Source organism: Streptomyces sp. NPDC102402 (assembly GCF_044765765.1).
GTDB lineage: Bacteria > Actinomycetota > Actinomycetes > Streptomycetales > Streptomycetaceae > Streptomyces.
Genome location: NZ_JBIWKR010000027.1, coordinates 1 through 16729, shown reverse-complemented (window position 1 = coordinate 16729; position 16729 = coordinate 1). Strand labels below are relative to the sequence as shown.

The window sequence follows — 16729 nt, the reverse complement described above, 5'->3', positions numbered from 1 at the left end:
GGATCTGCGCCGCTGCCGACCCCCGGAAAACCGGGGTTCGTTGGACGCCCGCCGTGCCTGTCGTCAAACGATCGTTTGCCGACAGGCGGGTCGGTTTCGGGGAAGCATGTGGTGCCGTGCGGGTCTCAGCCGCTGAGTGTCTGAGTTCCCAGGACGGATAGCAGGGCGAGGCGTTGGGCGTCTTCGGTGGCGGGTTCGGCCGTGTAGGCCATGATGCGCAGGTGGTTGCCGGCGACGTGGAGGACGTCGCAGTCCAGGGTGAGGGTGCCGACGGTGGGGTGGTCGATGGTTTTGCGGCTCGACTGGTGCTCGGCGGTGGTGCCGGTGTCCCAGAGGTCGGCGAAGTGGGCACTTCGCCGTCGGAGCTGGGTGATCAGGTCGGTGAGCGCGGCGTCGTCCGGGTAGAGGGCGCTGGTGCGGCGGAGGTCGGCGGCGAGGAGCTGCTGGAGGGCACCGTTGGATTCGGGGGTGTGGCGTACGCGGGTGGTGGAGGTGACGAAGGCGCGCCAGGCGGCGTTGAGGTCGGGGCCGGTCCACTCTCCTATGAGGGCGGTGTAGAGGGGATTGGCGAGGAGCTGGGTCCAGGTGGCGTCGTAGACGGCGACGGGGGTGTCGCGCAGGCGGTCGAGGATGCGGTGGACGCCGGGGGTGATGCGGCGGGGGACCGTGCCGGGGCCGGGCGCGGCGAGTCCGGCGAGGCGGAAGAGGTGCTCACGTTCGCCGCTTTCCAGGTGCAGGGCGCGGGCGAGGGCTTCGATGATCTGGGGCGAGGAGGGGTTGACGGCGCGCCCCTGTTCGAGGCGGACGATGTAGTCGGCGGAGATCCCGGCGAGGCGGGAGAGTTCTTCGCGCCGCAGCCCCGGGGCACGTCTGCGGCCACCGGCGGGAAGGCCGGCCTGCTCGGGGGTGACGCGGTCGCGCCAGGCGTGCAGGGCTTCGCCGAGGTCGGTTGAGGACATGCCGCCATTGTGGCAAACATGGCCTTTGGCTTTCCTGGTACTGATAGTCCCAGGATGGCGGGTCTACTACCTAATGATCTGAATGGTGCGCATGCTGGCTGCATGAGTGAAACACGAGCACCCCAGGACACTCCCGTCGTCGGGTTCATCGGGCTGGGCGATCAGGGCCTGCCGATGGCTCGGGCGATTGCCGAGGCCGGGTTTCCCTTGCGCGTGTGGGCCCGCCGCCCGGCCTCTCTCGAAGCGCTGGCGGGTGTGCCGCACGAGACGGCGGACTCGGTCGAAGCGCTGGCGGCCGTGTGCGACATCGTCACGCTGTGCGTGGGCACGGACGAGGACGTCGAGCGGCTGGTCACTCGGATGCTGCCCCACCTGCGGGAGGGCGCGGTCGTCGTCAACCACGGCACCGGCGTCCCGGCCACCGCTACCCGTCTGGCCGAGCGGTGCTCAGCCAGGGGTGTCGCGGTGCTGGACGCCCCGGTCAGCGGTGGACGCCCCGCGGCCGAGGAGAAGCGCCTGACCTGCATGGTCGGCGGTCCGCATGACGCCGCCGAGCGGTGCCGGCCGGTGTTCGAGGCATTCTCCGCGCACGTCGTGCACCTCGGGCAGACCGGTGCGGGGCAGACGGCGAAACTGTTCAACAACGCACTGCTGATGCTCAACCAGCGATCCATCGCCGACATTGTGGTCCTGGCCGACCGGACGGATGTCGAGCTCGGCCCGCTGGTGGAGGTCCTCAAGGTCGGCAGCGCCGCCAGCGCCGCGCTGAGTCTGCTGAACACGATGGTCCGCCCCGACAACGTCGAGCACCTCTCCCAGGTCGAGGCCCTGGACATGGAACTGTTCGACCGGGCCGTACGCGACGCCGGCGCCGACCCGGGCGAGGTCACCGAGCGGGGCCTGTCCGGGGCCCGCGGCCTGCCCGCGCTGCTGTCCCGCCTGAACGGCTGACCCGGTGACGGACACGAGCATCTCCGAGGTCACCCAACTGGTCCTGCGTGAGCGCCAGAGCAGGGACCGCGGCTGGTACGAGCAGATGGCCGCCTCCTGCAGCGCCGACAGCCACATCGAGATGAGCTGGTTCACCGGCAGCGGCGCCGAGTTCACCGCCCGGACCCGCGCGATGGCCGACCGCGGCGACATCGCCGTGCACCGGCTGGGCCCGCCCACCGTCCACGTGGCCGTCGACCGGGCGCTGGCCGAACTGCCACTGATCATCGAGTGGCGCATCGACGTGGACGGGGTCGAGGCCGACCTCGCCTCCTCCTGCCGCTCCCGGTACCGCGCCCGCCGCGAGACGGACGGGGTGTGGCGCATCGTCGCCATCACCTCCATCTACGAGAAGGACACCCTCACCTCCGTCCTTCCCGGCACCCCCCTGCACCTGGACACCGCGGAGCTGGCCGCCTACCGGCCCTCCTACCGGTTCCTGTCCTGGTTCCTCAACCGCCAGGGCTACCCCCTCACGGGCGACGACCGGCCCGGACAGGTCGCCGAGCAGTACCGCAGCGAGTTCGCCTGGCTGCACCGCACTCCCACCGACCCGGCCGCCTGAGCCGGACCCCCCGAAAGGAAACACCCCATGAGCAAGCTTGCTCTCGTCACCGGAGCGACCTCCGGCATCGGCAAGGCGTTCGCCGAGCGCCTCGCCGCCGACGGCTACGACCTGATCATCGTCGGCCGGCGCCAGGAACGCCTCGCCGAGTTCTCCTCCGCCCACCCCGAAGTCAAGATCCGCACCGTCACCGCGGACCTCTCCACCGAAGAGGGCATCGACACCCTCGCGGCGATCTGCGCCACCGAGCCGCTGGACATGCTCGTCAACAACGCCGGCGTCTCCCACTACATGCCGCTGGCCGACCTGCCCGCCGACAAGGCCCGCGAACTCGTCAACGTCAAGGTCCTCGCCCCCACCCAGCTCATGCGCGCCGCGGTGGGCCCCATGCGGCAGCGCGGAACGGGCACCATCCTCAACGTCGCGGGCATGATCGCCTTCTCCGGGCCGGCGGGACCCGAGGTCATGCCGCGCCGGGCCGTGTACGCGGGAACCCTGGCCTACCTGGTCGCCATGACCCAGACCCTGGCCGCCGAGGTCGAGGACTCCGGCGTCACGGTCGGCGTGGTCTGCCCCGGCGTGGTGGCCACCGAGTTCCACTCCTCCCAGGGCCTGGACATGAGCGCCGTGCCCCGCATGAGCGCCGACGACCTCGTCACCGGCGCCCTGCGCGGCCTCGAACTCGGCGAGACCGTCATCGCCCCCGGTGTCGAGGCCCACCAGCTCCTGAAGGATGTGTTCACCGCCGACCTCGCCGCTTTCGGCGGCCAGTCCCCGGCCCTCGCCACCCGCTACACCGCATAGCCGCAGCAGACGGCGCGCCATGGGCGCACCGTCGCTTTGTCCGGGCGCCGCGTCCTTCCCCCCGGGGGGTGCCCCTATGTGTTTGGTCAAGGCCGAAGGTCAGTAGGTTCGTGTGGTCGAGGGCGGGCCGAGCCGTAGGGGTGTGCATGAGTGATAGCCAGGTCACGATCAAGCTCACGAGTGACGAGGCACTGGTGCTGTCGCACTGGCTGGAGAAGCTCCAGGTGACGGACCTCAGCCAGGTTGTCGACGATCCGGCGGTCTGGGCGCCGATCCACAGGATCGCCGGAACCCTCGACAAGACGCTTCCTGAGCTGTTCGCATCCGACTATGACGAGCGCCTTGAAGCGGCTCGCCAGAGGCTTCGGCCGGAGGACTGATCGAGCGGTTTGAACTCCTCACCTGCCTGCAGCGGGTTGGGGTTCGTAGAAGGTTCCGTCGCGGAGCATCGCGAAGAGGACGTCGGCTCGTCGTCGGGCGAGGCAGAGCAGGGCCTGGGTGTGGTGCTTGCCCTGAGCGATCTTCTTGTCGTAGTAGGCCCGGGAGGCTGGGTCGGCCAGAGCCGCGAATGCGGAGAGGAAGAAGGCCCGTTTGAGCTGCTTGTTTCTCCGGCGGGATGGTTGTTCGCCTCGGATCGAGGAGCCCGAACTTCGGGTTGCCGGGGCGAGGCCGGCGTAGGCAGCGAGGTGGGCGGCGGACGGAAACGAACTGCCGTCGCCGACGTCGATGAGGATCCTGGCTCCGGTCCTGACGCCGATGCCCGGCATGGATGTCAGGACCTTGGAAAGAGGGTGGTTGGCCAGCTGTTCCTCGATCCTGGTGGCGAGGAGTTCGCGTTGGTCGAGGACGGCGGTCAGCGACCCGGCCAGGCTGGGGACGATCAGTGCGGCCGCGTCGGTGCCCGGGACGACGACGGTCTGTTCGTCCAGCGCGGTGAAGATGTCCTCGACCAGTCGCTCGGCCATCCGCGGCGCCTTCGGCCGTATTAGCGTGATCAGCCGACGGCGTCCGGCCTTGCGGATCTGGGCCGGGGACCCGAACCGTTCCAGGAGCATCAGGACGGCCGGATGCTGGATCCGCGGGCCGAGGACGCGCTCCAGGTGTGGGTGAATCTGCGTCAGCAGGCCGCGAAGCCGGTTGGAGACCCTCGTCGCCTCGCCTGCCAGGTCGTCGTCGAACCCAACGATCATCTCCAGCTCTGCGATGGTCTCGTCTTCGAGGTCGACCGAGCGGAGCGTGTGAGGCATAACGAGGGCCGCGTCCGCGATGACGAAGGCGTCGCGGGCATCGGTCTTGGCCTCGCCCGGATAGAGATCGGCGATCCCTCGCATCGTCAGCCCCGGCAGATAGGCGACCGGGCAGCCCATGTCCCGGGCCACCGCCAGCGGCAGAGCGCCGATGGAGGCCGGCTGGTCCACGACCACCAGCACGGTTCCGTGCTTGGTCTGCAGTTTCCCGAAGACCTCGCGGAGCTTGGGCTCGCTGTTGGGCAGCCGCTTGTCGAAGCCTTTCTTCCCGGCCGGCGTGACGGCGGTGGCGTGGTGTTCGCCCTTGCCGACGTCCAGGCCGAAGAAGGCACCGATCTCGCTGGTGTCGATCACGTTCGTCCTCCGGTCGTCCCCACCCGGCCGTCCCACGGCACCGATCGCCACACCCACATTACGAAGAGCCTCCCGACCTGCGAAAAGGCCGGTGGTCATGCCCCTAATCAGCGGTCTGTCGATGCCTCCGGAGCCGGTGACACCACCCCCCAGGTCATGCCTTCGACAGGGGGAGACAGTCATGCCAGGCCCGGAGGCCAGCGGCCCCGTTGCAGGACCGCGAAAAAGATAACGGGGGGGCGCGGTGCCCGACGCTCGCTCAGCCGGCGCGAGGACCGGAAGCCTTATCGATGATCTGTGCTGCGAGCAGGACGGCGAGCACCACGCAGACTGCCGCCAGCGCCCACACCGGGCCCCACGAACCCGCGCCCGCCCCCGCCGCGAGCACCACAACGGCGGCGCGCAACCACCAGCCCCGCAGCCGCGCCCCGGCCGCCGCGCGCATCAACGAGGCGATGAGAAGGAACACGCTGACCGGTGCGGCCAGCGTCAGCCCAATCCCCCAGCCCGGCAGCGCCGACTCCGTCGTGGCGATGGCGTCGATGAGCGCCCCCAAGGCCCCGTCCGCCGCCGCCAGCGATGCGAACACGAGGTAGTGCCCGAATCCCCAGATGAACGCCGTGCGGTTGTCGCTGAGGTCGTAGTGGCCCAGGAATCCGAAGTACAGCCACCACAGCAGGAACGCGAGCACCGCGCAGAGCACCGCCGCCATCACCAGTGGCCACGAGTGCGCATGGTCCTCCAGAGCCGCGTTGAACGCCTCGGACGCGCCCAGCACCATCTCGCCGAGGATGATCAGCGTGAACAGCCCGTACCGCTCCTCGATGTGCTCGGGATGCGTCACCGCTCGCCGCCCCGGCGGCAGCCGGTTCGCCCACACTGGCACCGCCAGCTCTCCCGCGCACCCGACCAGCACCATCACCGCGGCCACCGCACCAGGCCAGTGGCCGAAGGCGAAGACGACCCAGAAGATCTGACACGCCCAGATTCCCGACGCCCACCGCAGGCTGTACTGCCGCAGCTGAGGGTTCGCGCGCCCCGCACGCAGCCACTGCAGGGACATCGCCACCCGCAGCACCACGTAACAGACGGTCATGACCCGGAAGTCGCCGTCCTGGAACACGAACGGGATTCCGGAGGCCAGGCCCAGCGACGCCAGCAGCTGAACGAAGACCAGGATTCGGTAGGCGACGTCATCGGTGTCGAAGAAGTTCGCGAACCACGTGAACCCCATCCACGCCCACCACACTGCGAACATCACCACAGCCAGCGACACCAGCCCCGACGCGACATCCCCGCCCGCGATCGCGTGATGCCACTGACTGGCGATCGCGCTGATCGTCACCACGAAGACCAGATCGAAGAACAACTCCAGATACGTTGCCGTGCGTCCCTCCTCAGAAGGATCACGCAACGTCATCCGCCGAACGAATCTCCCAGAAGACGCCATTCCGGTATCAAATCACCCACGTCTAGGCACCCGCTTGGTGTCGGTGGCGGCACTGCCCATCGGTACGCAGACCACCCGGGCCGCGCCGTCCGCGCCGTACTCCAGCCCCCAGCTCACCGCATCCCCGACGTGGTCGAGACCGGCCCACCACTGCAGCATGCGGCCGGAGCCAACCTCAGCATCACGGGTCGGGCCCAGGCAGACCGTCAGACATATACCCACGCCCGGTTCGCCTTCCGCCGCGAACCGGGGTGACCATCACCCCGAACTCCACAGCCGGTTCGTCGGCGGAGGTCCGCGGGCCGGCCGTGGCCCGGACAGTCAGGTCCAGGTCGAGGCGCCGATTCATGTCCAGCTCGAACCGCCCGTATGGATTCACGTGCGTCCAGAACAGCGGAGAGCCGCCTCGTCGACGACCCGGCCGCATGGGCCCCGATCCACAAGATCGCGGGAACACTGGACAAGGCGCTGCCTGGAATCTTCGCCGCCGACTACGCCGAACATTTTGAAGCGGCCCGGCACCGTCTCCGGACGGCCACGGGCAGCCTTGCCGAAGAGCGAGACGGCTGAGCTGTCCTTGCCCACCACCAGCGCGCTTCCGTGAAAGCCATGTCGTTTGAGAACGCCAGCCCGCGGCGTTCTCAAACGACATGGCAACCCAGCAGGTCGGCGGCCCGCGATCTGTCAGCTGCACTGCGATAGGACACCTCCGCGCAAGCCTGGACCAGCCCGTACGCCGGGTCGGACACGCACGGCGGTCCGGGGCCGCCTTGACGCGCGGCGGGGCGCATGGGGGATTGACATCCGGACACCGGACCGCGGCAGGCTGGGCAGACCGCTCCAGGGACCGCACAGCCAACGCACATGCCCGCACCCGTGCGCTGACGCCTCGACAGCCGGACCTGTTGCAGGGCATTTCTCCGCATCGACAGCGGTGCACATCGTCCGTACGCGGTGGCGCGCGCGTTCACTCGTATGCCGACGGCGGATGGAGGCATGCGGCGCGCGGCACCCTTTCCAGCCCTTTCCGGATGACGAAGGCATGACAGGCGTGAGGAGGTGGGCATAGTCCTGAGGTCCAGGGAGAGTCCGAACCGGCCGGCCGGCCGGCTGAGGTGGGCTCTCCCCACTCTCGGATCCCAGCGGAACCGAGTCCCCCACGAGTGAAGGGACAGCAATGTCGCACCTCTTATGGCTGAGAGCAGCCGGCACCGCCGCCGCGATCGTCATGGCCTCAGCAACGGCAGCGCACGCCGCGCCCGCATCGGAGACGGACGGGACGAAGAGCGCGGCAGCGGTGGTGACGCTCCGCTACGACGACAGCCGAGCAGGTGGATGGGAGGCGGCGATCGCGGCCGGAGTCGCCTCGTGGAACCAGAACGTAGGCAACGTCAAGCTGGTCGAAGCCGCACCTGGCACCCGGGCCGAGATCCAGATCGTCGCCACCACCGGCTGGCCCCAGGCGACGCTCGGCCCGGTGCGCCCAGGCGGCCAGGTGCGTGTGGAACTCGGCAGTCAGGCGGTTTCCCAGGGTTACGACAAGACCCGCATCGCCGCCCACGAGATCGGACACAGCTTGGGCCTGCCCGACACCAAGCCCGGCCCCTGCACTCAGCTGATGTCAGGGTCGAGCGCCGGCATCTCGTGCAGGAACGCCGTCGCGAACGCGACTGAACGCAGCCGTGTCGAGTCCGCCTATGCCAACGGCCTCGCTTCGCTCCTGCCTGGCACCGGGCGAACCCTCGTGGATGCCGCCTACTGATCATTCCGGAAGGTTGGAACTCGGGGGAGGGGCTGTGCTCCCGCCGAAGCCTGGCGGCAGGCTGATGCCGGCCGGTTCCCGGGCGGTGAATCGACGGCCACGCACGTGAGGTCGTCGGCCACGGGTCCTCCTCGGTGAAGGGTGCGGTCGGCACAGGGGCCGGCCGCACCTCGCCGTTCGGCCGGCTCCGTTCGGCCGCCCCCGCGGCCGGCCGGGGGACCGGTGGCCCGACGGCGGACGACGTCCGCGCCCTCCGGGAGACCATGGAGCACCTCATCGGGCTCGGACGCACACGGATCGCCGCAAGGGGCGGCCGCCTCGACGGGTGTGAGACCACAGGGCGGGTTCGCGCGCCGGCGGCCCGACGCCTCAGGCGCGGGCCCCTGCCGGGTGCACAGCCGGCCGGAGACGAATCCGTGTGTGCGCTGTCAGTTGACGGCTGCGCTCACCCCGTCACGCACCAACTCGGTCCTCAGGGAGGGGAGTCGCCGCGGGCGCGCTCCTGTCGGCGTACTTCCGCGAGGTCGTCGAGCCGGTCGATCTGCCGTACCGCTCGTGAGGTCCGGTGATTGTTCGCGAGCCGATCACGGTGCCGGTCGACGAAGGTCCAGTAGCCCGTGGTGTACGGGCAGGCGTGTTCGCCGGTCCGGTCACCGGGCCTGTACTGACACGTGCCGCACAGGTCGCTCATGCGGTTGATGTAGGCACCGCCCGACGCGTAGGGCTTGGTCGTCATCCTGCCGCCGTCCGCGTACTGGGACATACCGACGACGTTGGGGACCATGACCCAGTCGTAGCCGTCCACGAAGCTGCGGTGGAACCAGTCGGTGACGGCGGCGGGGTCCCAGCCCCGTTGGAGTGCGTACCCGCCGAGGACCATCAGCCTGGGGATGTGATGGGTCCACCCGGTGTCGCGCACCTGGGCCAGGACCGTCCGCAGGCAGCGCGCGTGGACGGCATCCGCGTCCAGATCGTTCCACCAGCCGGGTAGTGGCGCGGTGTGCCGCAGGGCGTTGGAGTGCCGGTATTCCTCGCCGAAGTACCAGTAGAGCTGCCACACGAACTCGCGCCAGCCGGCGATCTGCCGGATGAACCCCTCCACGCTGTTGAGCGGCGCCCGGCCGGCCCGCCACTCCGCTTCCGCTCGGTCGACGCATTCGGCGGGGTCGAGCAGACCGAGGTTGAGCGAGGAGGACAGGAGACTGTGGCTCATGACCGGGTCGGCGGCGAGCATGGCGTCCTCGAACGGGCCGAAGTCGTTCAGCCGGTGTGCGAGAAAGCGCTTCAGGGCCGCCCTGGCCTCGGTGCGGGTCGCGGGGAACCGGCGAGGTCCGTCCCGCCCGACGAAGGACACCTCACCGTCCTTCTCCCAGCGGTCGAGGTCGCGCCGGACCTCGTCGTCGATGTCGTCCTCGCGGGGCCGGTAGGGCCGGCCGACGGGGAGAGTGGCACTGTCGCGGGGCGGGCGCCGCCGGTTGTCGTGGTCGAGGTTCCACCGTCCGCCCGCCGGCTGGTCGCCGTCCATCAGCAGGTCGTGGTCCCGTCGGACCCAGTGGTAGAAGTCCTCCTGACGCAGTCTCTTCCCACCCTGGCTGTCCGCCCACGACGAGAAGTCCTCCATCGGCACCAGGAACCCGCGCGCAGGACCCACGGACACCTGCGGCAGAGCACGCACCAGACCGGCAGCCGCGTACGAGGTCGGGTGATGCACCGTGACAGGGCGTCCGCCTGCCGCCTTGTCCAGGCCCTCCCGGTAGGTGTCGGCGCGCACATAGGTCAGACGGTCACCGAGCTCCGCCGCGCGGTGGCGCATCGCGGACAGGATGAGGTGGGCCTTGGCCCGGTGGAAGCGGCGTCGCCGGAACACCGACCGTGCCTCGATCATGAGCAGAGGGGTGTCGCGACCGGGCCCGCCCCCGTCACCCGGAGCGAGGAAGTGGGGGCCGAGCTGGTCGCCGAAGAGCCAGTGCATGACGGGTGCCTCCTCAGTCGCAGCCACGGCGTGGGTCAAGTGTGCTGCCGGCCGGCGAGGTCGAAAAGCGGAGCGGGACAGCCGGGTGAGGCGCCTCGGGTCCCGCGGCAGCGGCCAGGGTTCGTGCCAGGGCAAGGGCGCTCCCTCGGCTGGACCGGCCGGCCGCTTCAGACCCGAGAGGGCTCACCGCGCCCCGGCGTCGCGCGTTCTCTTCCCTGACGACAGTCGCGGGCCCCTGCTCGCGGGCGGCCCGGTAACCCCTGATCCGCCAGCCGCGGTCCGTCTGCTGACATGGGCTCAGCTCGCGCCGGAACCCTGCGCGGCGCACGGTACCCCCCGGTCCCGGGACCGGGGGTGGTCATCTCAGGACCGGCCCGTGCAGGCCACTCGCGAGCCTCGGGCCGGAAGCGGGCGGCGCGCGGTCAGCCCAGGCCGAGGACGGTCATCGTACGTTCGGCCATGCGTCGCTCTCCCAAGGCGTTGGGGTGAACGGGGACGATGTTCTGCCCGAACAGGAGCGGTTCGATCCATCGCGTGCCGGAGGGTTTGCAGGCGTCGTGGCCCTCGGATTCCCCGGCGAAGTCCACGTAGGTCGCGCCGGTCTCCTCGGCCGCACGCTTGACGACGGCGTTGAGGTGGGCCTGGATGGCGCGCAGATAGGGCACGTCGCCGGAGGCGATCGGAAGTTTCACGAAGCAGGACGGATCCGCGGTGGCCGGTGTGATCCAGGGATATCCCAGAGCCGCGATGCGGGCGTTGGGTGCCTTGGCGCGGAGCGTCTCCAGAGCGGACTTGAGCGCGGGGTAGGTGTTCGCCTCGATCTCGGCGTCGAACGAGGCGCCGTTCTTGTCCTTGCAGGGACTGCCCTTCCCGCCGCTGAGGACGCCGGCGGTGCCGCACGTCGTCAGGGCCTTGATGAAGGTGCTGTTGTCGTTGCCGCCCATCGTGAACGTCACCAGGTCGGTGCCGGCGCCGAGCGCGTCGGCCTGCGGGGCCACCCCCGGGTACTGGGACTGGGTGAAGTGCTTGGTCTGCGCGGCGCCGCAGGTCACGTCCTTGAGGCGGGCGCCCGTCGCGGAGGCGATGACGTGGGGGTAGTTCGCCGTCGAGCGGAGGCACAGCAGGTTGGACGGGTCCACGGGCAGGACACCCGAGCCGGCGCTGTAGCTGTCTCCCAGGGCGACGTAGTCCAGGGGTGCCGCTGCCTGCGCACCGGTGGTTCCGGCGGCTGTGAGGGCCAGCGCACAGGCCAGAGCTGACGCGGCCATGACATTACTGGTTCTGGTCATGTGCTCTCTCTTCTCGCTAGCGGTGCGGGAGGGGTGCGGTCGCCTGCCGGCGGCCGGTGCTGCGGTGAAGGGGCGGCTCGATTCCGGGCGGCACCGGCGGGGTCCGGGGGGACGCCCGGCATTCGATGGATGTCACGCGCGGGGTTACCGCCGAGTGCTACCCCTAGGTAATCTGGGCCACCTCCGCAACGGCGTCAACTAAGTTGACACAACTTTCCCGGCCGGAACCTCCGGCCCGGACGCCGCACTGCCGCGCCTGGCCGGGATCACCGCCCACGCCGCGCCGGCCCCCGGGCTCTACCCTGGGGCGCATGGCGCAGCCCGGAACGAGAACCAGGACCCGCGAAGCCATCCACGCGGCCGCCACCCAGCTCTTCCAGGAGCGGGGATACGCCGGGACGACCGTCCGTCAGATCGCTGCGGCGGCCCGCGCCGATCCGGCCCTGGTGATCCGGTACTTCAAGAACAAGGAGCTGCTGTTCCTGGAGACGATGCACCTGACCATCGACGACGAGCCGTTCCTCGACGTCCCCGTGGAGGTGCTCGGCGAGCGCCTCGTCGACCTCGTCGTCGGCTTCGACGGCGGCGCCCAGGGTGTGTTCCTCGCCCTGGTGCGCGGCAGCAACAAGCCCGAGATCCTGCAACGTCTCAAGGACACCCACGAGAAGGTCCTGATCGAGCCGCTGCGCGCACGCCTGTCCGGACCCGACGCCGACGTCCGCGCACGCCTGGCGGCCTCGGTCGCCGCCGGGCTGCTCTACTCCCTGTGGGTGGCCCGCGACGAGACCCTGCTCGACACCGGCCGCACCGAGCTGGTGGCCCGTTACGGCGCGCTGATCCAGCACGTTCTGACGCCACCCGGCCGAAGCGTGCCCCTCTGACGTGCGGCCGGTCGGCCGCGAACCCGGCCTTACGCTCCGAGCGGGAATTCAGGCCCGCGGTGTCAAGGACGACGGGTCCCGTGGTCGCCTCGCCCCATGGCCGGCTTCATGGCCGGCCGATCAGGGGTCCGGCCCTGTCATGGCCCTGATCACCTGCGGTGGTCCCGCGTGACGAGTCGCGCCCTGCGCGCGCCGGCGGTGCCGAGGTCGCGCCGGCCTTCAGCGCGGAACCACCCAGCCGGGTCTCCAGGTCCCGGCGGCGTCGGGCCTGGCCGCCGCCGGGGCTGCGAGGTGGGCGCGGAGGGTGGCCAGCGCCGGGTGGGGGTTGTCGCGGCGCCAGAGGAGCGAGTGCGGGTACACGGGGGTCGGATCCGTCACCGGGATGCGGCGCAGTCCATGGCCTGCCGGCCAGACGAGCCGGGTCTGTCCGCCCATGAACGTGGCCAGGGCCGGGGTGTCGGCGACGGTGTCGAGGAGTGCGTCGGAGCCGAAGTTGGGGCCGGTCGCCTCGATGGTGAGGCCGAACTCGGCGACGAGGTCCTCGTAGTACGCGGCCCACTCGGTGCCGGGCACGATGCCGGGCATCCAGATCCGGTGCCCGGCGAGCTGGGCGACGGTCACCGACCGGGCGCCTGCGAGAGCGTGAGCGGGACCGGTGAGGAGCTGGAGCTCCTCGTCGAGCACCCGGACGGACTCGATGTCCTCGGGCAGGGGCCGCCCGGGCGCGGCGACGGCGCGGAACGACGCGTCGATCGCGCCGGACCGGATGGCGGCGACGGCCGTCTCGATCTCGAACAGCATCACCACGTCGAGCTCGATCTCCGGGTGCGCGCGGTGGAAGCCGCGCATCAGGCCGGATGCCGCGCCGCGCGAGGCGATGATGTCGACGCGCAGGGGACGGCCGCCGGTGCGTACGGACGCGACAGCACGCTCGGTGACGCGCAGCAGCTCGCGCGCGTGCGGGAGGAACGCCTGGCCGTCGATGGTGAGCTCGGAGCCGCGCGCGGTGCGGGTGAAGAGCCGCACACCGAGGGTGCGCTCCAGCGCGGCGATGCGTTTGGAGACGGCCTGCTGGGTGATCGCCAGCTCGTCCGCCGCCTCCTGGAACCGGCCCGCTTCGGCGGCTGCGACAAAGGTCCGGACGGCGTCGAGGTCCATGCCGACACCCTAGGGGAACAACCAGTGGTTGTGGCTGACCGCTCCACGGTTGTTTGATCGCAGGTCGGCACGCTCGCTTGGATGGTCCTGGTCGCGGATCGGTTGTGCGGAGTGAGTGACGAGGGGCGTCGGGTATGAGCAAGGGGCACCGCTTGGGGCGGCGGTTCGGGTGGCTCTGGGGAGCGTACGGGGCCAGCGCCCTCGGAACCTGGCTCGCCTTCGGCGCGTTCCCTCTGATCGCCGTCCAGGTGCTGCACGCCGGACCTGCCGAGGTCGCCGCCCTCTCCTCCGTGAGCGCGGCGGTGGGTGCCGTCATCGCCGTACCGCTCGGTCCGTGGGTGGAGTTCCGCCGGAAGCGGCCGGTGCTGGTCGCGATGGACCTGGCGCGGTTCGCGGCGCTGCTGACCATTCCCGCCGCGTTCGCCCTCGGCGCCCTCACCTTCCTGCAGCTCCTGCTGGTCTCGGTCGTCGTAGGGGCGGCCGACATCACCTTCCGCGCCGCTTCCGGCGCGTACCTGAAGACGCTCCTGACGGACGAGGACCTGCTCCTCGCCAACGCCCGGTTCGAATCCACTACCTGGGCCACCACGATCATCGGGCCGCCACTGGGCGGTGCGGCCATCGGACTCCTCGGCCCGGTGGCGACAGTGGTGGCCGACGCGGTCAGCTACCTGCTCTCGGCTCTGGGTATCCGCGCGACGGGCGGAAACGAACCGCTGCCGGAGCGCGGGGACGACGGGTCGGTGCGGGCCGGGGGACTGCTGGACGGCTGGCGGTACATCCTCGCCGACGCGACGCTGCGTCCGCTGTTCTTCAACACCGCCCTGTTCAACGGCCTGGTGATGGCCGTCTCGCCGCTGCTGGCCGTCCTGATGCTCGGCCGGCTCGGGTTCGCACCGTGGCAGTACGGCCTCGCCTTCGCCGCGCCCGCGATCGGCGGGCTGCTCGGTGCGCGACTGGCCCGACCCCTTGTCACCCGGTTCGGACAGCACCAGGTGCTCGTCGCGTCAGGATCCCTCCGCGCGGTCTGGCCCCTCGGCCTGGCCCTCCTGGGCCCTGGAACCGGCGGGCTGCTGCTGGTGATGGGTGTCGAACTCGGCCTCATCCTCTGCTGCGCGGTCTTCAACCCCGTCCACGCCACCTTCCGCCTCCAGCGCACCGCGACCGAGCGGGTCGCCCGCACCCTGTCCGCCTGGGCCGTGACGAACAAGGCCATGACCGCTGTACTGACAGCCGTCTGGGGGGTGCTGGGCAGCTTGCTCGGCCCGCGTACGGCCATCGGCCTGGCCGGCGTGCTCCTGCTGGCGACGCCACTGCTGCTGCCCCGCCGCGCCCCGGCCCGGCTCTCCCGGCCGGAGGCGGCGCCGAGCGGCACCTGACGGTCCAGCCGCCCACGGCAGGGCTGGGCCTCTCGGCCGGCGTCGTGATCATCGCCGCGGCCGGGCCCGGTCCGGGCCCGGACCGCACCCGGGGCCGGCGGCGGGAGCGTCCCTTCACGGATGCGCAGAAGCGCTGCCACACCATGGCCGACGCACAGGCCCGTCGGTGTGCCCGAATCCGACGGCTCCCGCGCGGGACGGGGGTCGCACGATGGTTCCTCCAGTGGCACCGGCGCATGCGCGGACGCCGGATGCGCACACGCAATTCCCGCAGGCCCCGTGTGAACAATGCGTTCCGGGTGCCGACTTGTGTACGTGCACACTTGTGTGGCCCCTCCCGGCCAGCGAAGATCGTCTCCGTGGAGCAGTCGGAACAGGACACACGGTGGCAGGCGCTCGGGCTGGGGTCGGACGAGCTCCGGGTGTACGAGGTCCTGTTGAACCGTCCCGAGCAGCGCACCAGATCCGCGCTGGTCCGGAGCCTGGGACTGCCCCCACGCCGGGTGTCCGCCGCGCTGGATCAGCTCGCCGAACGCGGCTTCACCCTTCCCGGCCACGGCACGAAGGCACTGCCGAACGCGGTCGCCCCCGCCACGGCGCTGCGCAACCTGATCCATCTCAACCAGGCGGAGCTGCTGCACCGTTCCGCCGAACTGGAGGAGCTGACGGGGTCGGTCGACCACCTCGCCGCGCAGCTGCTGAGCACCGCTCAGGACACCCGGGCGTCCGGCATCGAGACGATCCACGGGCGCGAGGCGATCGCCGAGAGGGTCGCCGGGCTGCTCGTCTCCGCGACCGACGAGGTGGCGCTGCTCGACCGGCCGCCGTACGCGGGCCGTGCTGCCGACGGTATGCCCACACCGCTGAACATGACCGACCCGGTGCGGCGCGGGGTGCGGGTGAAGGTCGTCGTGGACAGGGAAGGGCTGAGCTTCCACGGCCGGGCCCGTGGCCTGGACGAACTGGCCGCGCACGGGGTGCAGATACGGGTGGGCACCGATCTGCCGACGAAGCTGATCACCGTCGACCGCCGTGTGACACTGCTGCCGCCGACCGACGCCGCCGACCCGACCGCCTCGGCCCTGCTGGTGAGCGACTCGCTGCTGAGCCATGCGCTGGTCCCGCTCTTCGAGGCGGTCTGGGAACACGCCACGCCCATCGGGTCCGATCCGCACGGCCAGATCACGGAGGAGGAGCGCGAGCTGCTGACGATGCTGGCCTCCGGTCTGAAGGACGAGGCGATCGCCCGTCGTCTGGACATCCACGTCCACACGGTCAGACGCCGCATCTCCCGCCTCATGCAGGTGCTGAACGTGGAGACCCGCTTCCAGGCCGGGGTGCAGGCGGTACTCAGGGGCTGGCTGACGGGCTGACCCCGGTGCGGAGCGCGCTCTTCCGGCCCGTGAGGAGGACGCCCCCCGGGGCGTACGAGAGGTGACGACGGGGTGCCGGGCACGGCACCGTGGGCCCGGCACGGCACCGACGGCCGGATACCGCGATGACGGGCCGCGAGCGCGGGTGGCTCCGAGACGGGCTCCGGGCGTTCGGCGGGTGTGACGGCCGTATCGCGCCCCTCGGCCGGGTGCCTCGGGCCGGCCTTCACGGGACCCGTGGTGTGAGCCCACCCATAGGTCGCAGATCACATACGAGGCGCGGTCGTAGGGACGGGCGAGCGGGCCCGCGGTATTCGAGCGTGCCGACGCGCGTCCGGACACGGGTCTACGTAGCTGCGTAGTACGGGCGGCCGTTGCCGGCGCTCCGGTGTGCCGCTAACCATGGTGGGAGCCCGGGAGGCCGGCACCGCGAGTCGGTCGGGCGCAGCGTGTTCCGTACGCCGGATCCCGCCGCGCACGTCCGTTCCGCCGCTCCCGTGGCTGTCCTGTCGTCTTCGCAAGGAGTGTTTCCATTCGTACGTCCGC

15 protein-coding genes are annotated in these 16729 nt (G+C 70.6%); 9 read left to right on the top strand and 6 right to left on the bottom strand.

The genetic code is table 11. The features are described from left to right. Positions 1–125: 125 nt before the first annotated feature. Positions 126–959, bottom strand: a complete 834-nt coding sequence (locus ACIRJR_RS35955; RefSeq protein WP_403788789.1) for a helix-turn-helix transcriptional regulator — start codon at positions 957–959, stop codon at positions 126–128. A gap of 102 nt (positions 960–1061) precedes the next feature. Here ACIRJR_RS35955 and ACIRJR_RS35950 point away from each other — a divergent pair, with 102 nt between their 5' ends. The 4 genes from ACIRJR_RS35950 (at position 1062) to ACIRJR_RS35935 (ending at position 3698) form a co-directional block, all read left to right on the top strand. Continuing rightward, the gene (locus ACIRJR_RS35950) at positions 1062–1910 is read left to right on the top strand and encodes an NAD(P)-dependent oxidoreductase (RefSeq protein ID WP_403788787.1); all 849 of its coding nucleotides are present in this window, start codon (positions 1062–1064) and stop codon (positions 1908–1910) included. A 4-nt stretch (positions 1911–1914) separates the two neighbouring features. Continuing rightward, the gene (locus ACIRJR_RS35945) at positions 1915–2514 is read left to right on the top strand and encodes a nuclear transport factor 2 family protein (protein ID WP_403788785.1); all 600 of its coding nucleotides are present in this window, start codon (positions 1915–1917) and stop codon (positions 2512–2514) included. Between the two features lie 27 nt (positions 2515–2541). Then, the gene (locus ACIRJR_RS35940; protein ID WP_403788783.1) at positions 2542–3318 is read left to right on the top strand and encodes an SDR family NAD(P)-dependent oxidoreductase; all 777 of its coding nucleotides are present in this window, start codon (positions 2542–2544) and stop codon (positions 3316–3318) included. Between the two features lie 146 nt (positions 3319–3464). Further along, complete coding sequence (locus ACIRJR_RS35935) at positions 3465–3698, top strand: hypothetical protein (RefSeq protein ID WP_403788781.1); 234 nt, start codon at positions 3465–3467, stop codon at positions 3696–3698. A gap of 18 nt (positions 3699–3716) precedes the next feature. Here ACIRJR_RS35935 and ACIRJR_RS35930 read toward each other — a convergent pair whose 3' ends face one another. Further along, positions 3717–4919 carry an IS110 family transposase gene (locus ACIRJR_RS35930; RefSeq protein ID WP_403788779.1) on the bottom strand — a complete coding sequence of 401 codons (1203 nt, stop codon included), beginning with the start codon at positions 4917–4919 and terminating at the stop codon, positions 3717–3719. A gap of 259 nt (positions 4920–5178) precedes the next feature. Beyond that, positions 5179–6339 (bottom strand): low temperature requirement protein A, encoded by a 1161-nt coding sequence (locus ACIRJR_RS35925; protein ID WP_403788777.1) that lies wholly within the window; start codon positions 6337–6339, stop codon positions 5179–5181. 399 nt (positions 6340–6738) lie between these two features. Here ACIRJR_RS35925 and ACIRJR_RS35920 point away from each other — a divergent pair, with 399 nt between their 5' ends. Together ACIRJR_RS35920 and ACIRJR_RS35915 are read left to right on the top strand one after the other, a co-directional pair. After that, positions 6739–6939, top strand: a complete 201-nt coding sequence (locus ACIRJR_RS35920; protein WP_403788775.1) for a hypothetical protein — start codon at positions 6739–6741, stop codon at positions 6937–6939. Positions 6940–7546: 607 nt separating this feature from the next. Then, positions 7547–8131: a snapalysin family zinc-dependent metalloprotease gene (locus ACIRJR_RS35915; protein ID WP_403788773.1), complete on the top strand. Its 585-nt coding sequence runs from the start codon at positions 7547–7549 to the stop codon at positions 8129–8131. A 472-nt stretch (positions 8132–8603) separates the two neighbouring features. Here the strand turns inward: ACIRJR_RS35915 and ACIRJR_RS35910 are convergent, their stop codons facing one another. After that, entirely contained in the window at positions 8604–10103 is a 1500-nt protein-coding gene (locus ACIRJR_RS35910) for a cryptochrome/photolyase family protein (RefSeq protein ID WP_403788771.1), read from the bottom strand. A 422-nt stretch (positions 10104–10525) separates the two neighbouring features. Beyond that, a complete protein-coding gene (locus ACIRJR_RS35905; RefSeq protein ID WP_403788823.1) occupies positions 10526–11371 on the bottom strand; it encodes an SGNH/GDSL hydrolase family protein in 846 nt (281 codons plus the stop codon). Positions 11372–11703: 332 nt separating this feature from the next. Here ACIRJR_RS35905 and ACIRJR_RS35900 point away from each other — a divergent pair, with 332 nt between their 5' ends. Further along, positions 11704–12273 carry a TetR family transcriptional regulator gene (locus tag ACIRJR_RS35900; protein WP_403788769.1) on the top strand — a complete coding sequence of 190 codons (570 nt, stop codon included), beginning with the start codon at positions 11704–11706 and terminating at the stop codon, positions 12271–12273. 219 nt (positions 12274–12492) lie between these two features. Here the strand turns inward: ACIRJR_RS35900 and ACIRJR_RS35895 are convergent, their stop codons facing one another. Continuing rightward, positions 12493–13431, bottom strand: coding sequence for a LysR family transcriptional regulator (locus ACIRJR_RS35895; RefSeq protein WP_403788767.1), 939 nt, complete (start codon positions 13429–13431; stop codon positions 12493–12495). Positions 13432–13565: 134 nt separating this feature from the next. Between ACIRJR_RS35895 and ACIRJR_RS35890 the strand changes: the two genes are divergently transcribed. Together ACIRJR_RS35890 and ACIRJR_RS35885 are read left to right on the top strand one after the other, a co-directional pair. After that, the gene (locus ACIRJR_RS35890; RefSeq protein WP_403788765.1) at positions 13566–14810 is read left to right on the top strand and encodes an MFS transporter; all 1245 of its coding nucleotides are present in this window, start codon (positions 13566–13568) and stop codon (positions 14808–14810) included. Positions 14811–15169: 359 nt separating this feature from the next. Next, a complete protein-coding gene (locus tag ACIRJR_RS35885; protein ID WP_403788763.1) occupies positions 15170–16183 on the top strand; it encodes a LuxR C-terminal-related transcriptional regulator in 1014 nt (337 codons plus the stop codon). Positions 16184–16729 lie beyond the last annotated feature (546 nt).

Coding starts and splice junctions, on each gene's coding strand:
- ACIRJR_RS35955 (WP_403788789.1), bottom strand. CDS start 959: ATGTCCTCAACCGACCTCGGCGAAGCCCTGCACGCCTGGCGCGACCGC.
- ACIRJR_RS35950 (WP_403788787.1), top strand. CDS start 1,062: ATGAGTGAAACACGAGCACCCCAGGACACTCCCGTCGTCGGGTTCATC.
- ACIRJR_RS35940 (WP_403788783.1), top strand. CDS start 2,542: ATGAGCAAGCTTGCTCTCGTCACCGGAGCGACCTCCGGCATCGGCAAG.
- ACIRJR_RS35935 (WP_403788781.1), top strand. CDS start 3,465: ATGAGTGATAGCCAGGTCACGATCAAGCTCACGAGTGACGAGGCACTG.
- ACIRJR_RS35925 (WP_403788777.1), bottom strand. CDS start 6,339: ATGACGTTGCGTGATCCTTCTGAGGAGGGACGCACGGCAACGTATCTG.
- ACIRJR_RS35920 (WP_403788775.1), top strand. CDS start 6,739: ATGGATTCACGTGCGTCCAGAACAGCGGAGAGCCGCCTCGTCGACGAC.
- ACIRJR_RS35915 (WP_403788773.1), top strand. CDS start 7,547: ATGTCGCACCTCTTATGGCTGAGAGCAGCCGGCACCGCCGCCGCGATC.
- ACIRJR_RS35910 (WP_403788771.1), bottom strand. CDS start 10,103: ATGCACTGGCTCTTCGGCGACCAGCTCGGCCCCCACTTCCTCGCTCCG.
- ACIRJR_RS35905 (WP_403788823.1), bottom strand. CDS start 11,371: ATGGCCGCGTCAGCTCTGGCCTGTGCGCTGGCCCTCACAGCCGCCGGA.
- ACIRJR_RS35900 (WP_403788769.1), top strand. CDS start 11,704: ATGGCGCAGCCCGGAACGAGAACCAGGACCCGCGAAGCCATCCACGCG.
- ACIRJR_RS35895 (WP_403788767.1), bottom strand. CDS start 13,431: ATGGACCTCGACGCCGTCCGGACCTTTGTCGCAGCCGCCGAAGCGGGC.
- ACIRJR_RS35890 (WP_403788765.1), top strand. CDS start 13,566: ATGAGCAAGGGGCACCGCTTGGGGCGGCGGTTCGGGTGGCTCTGGGGA.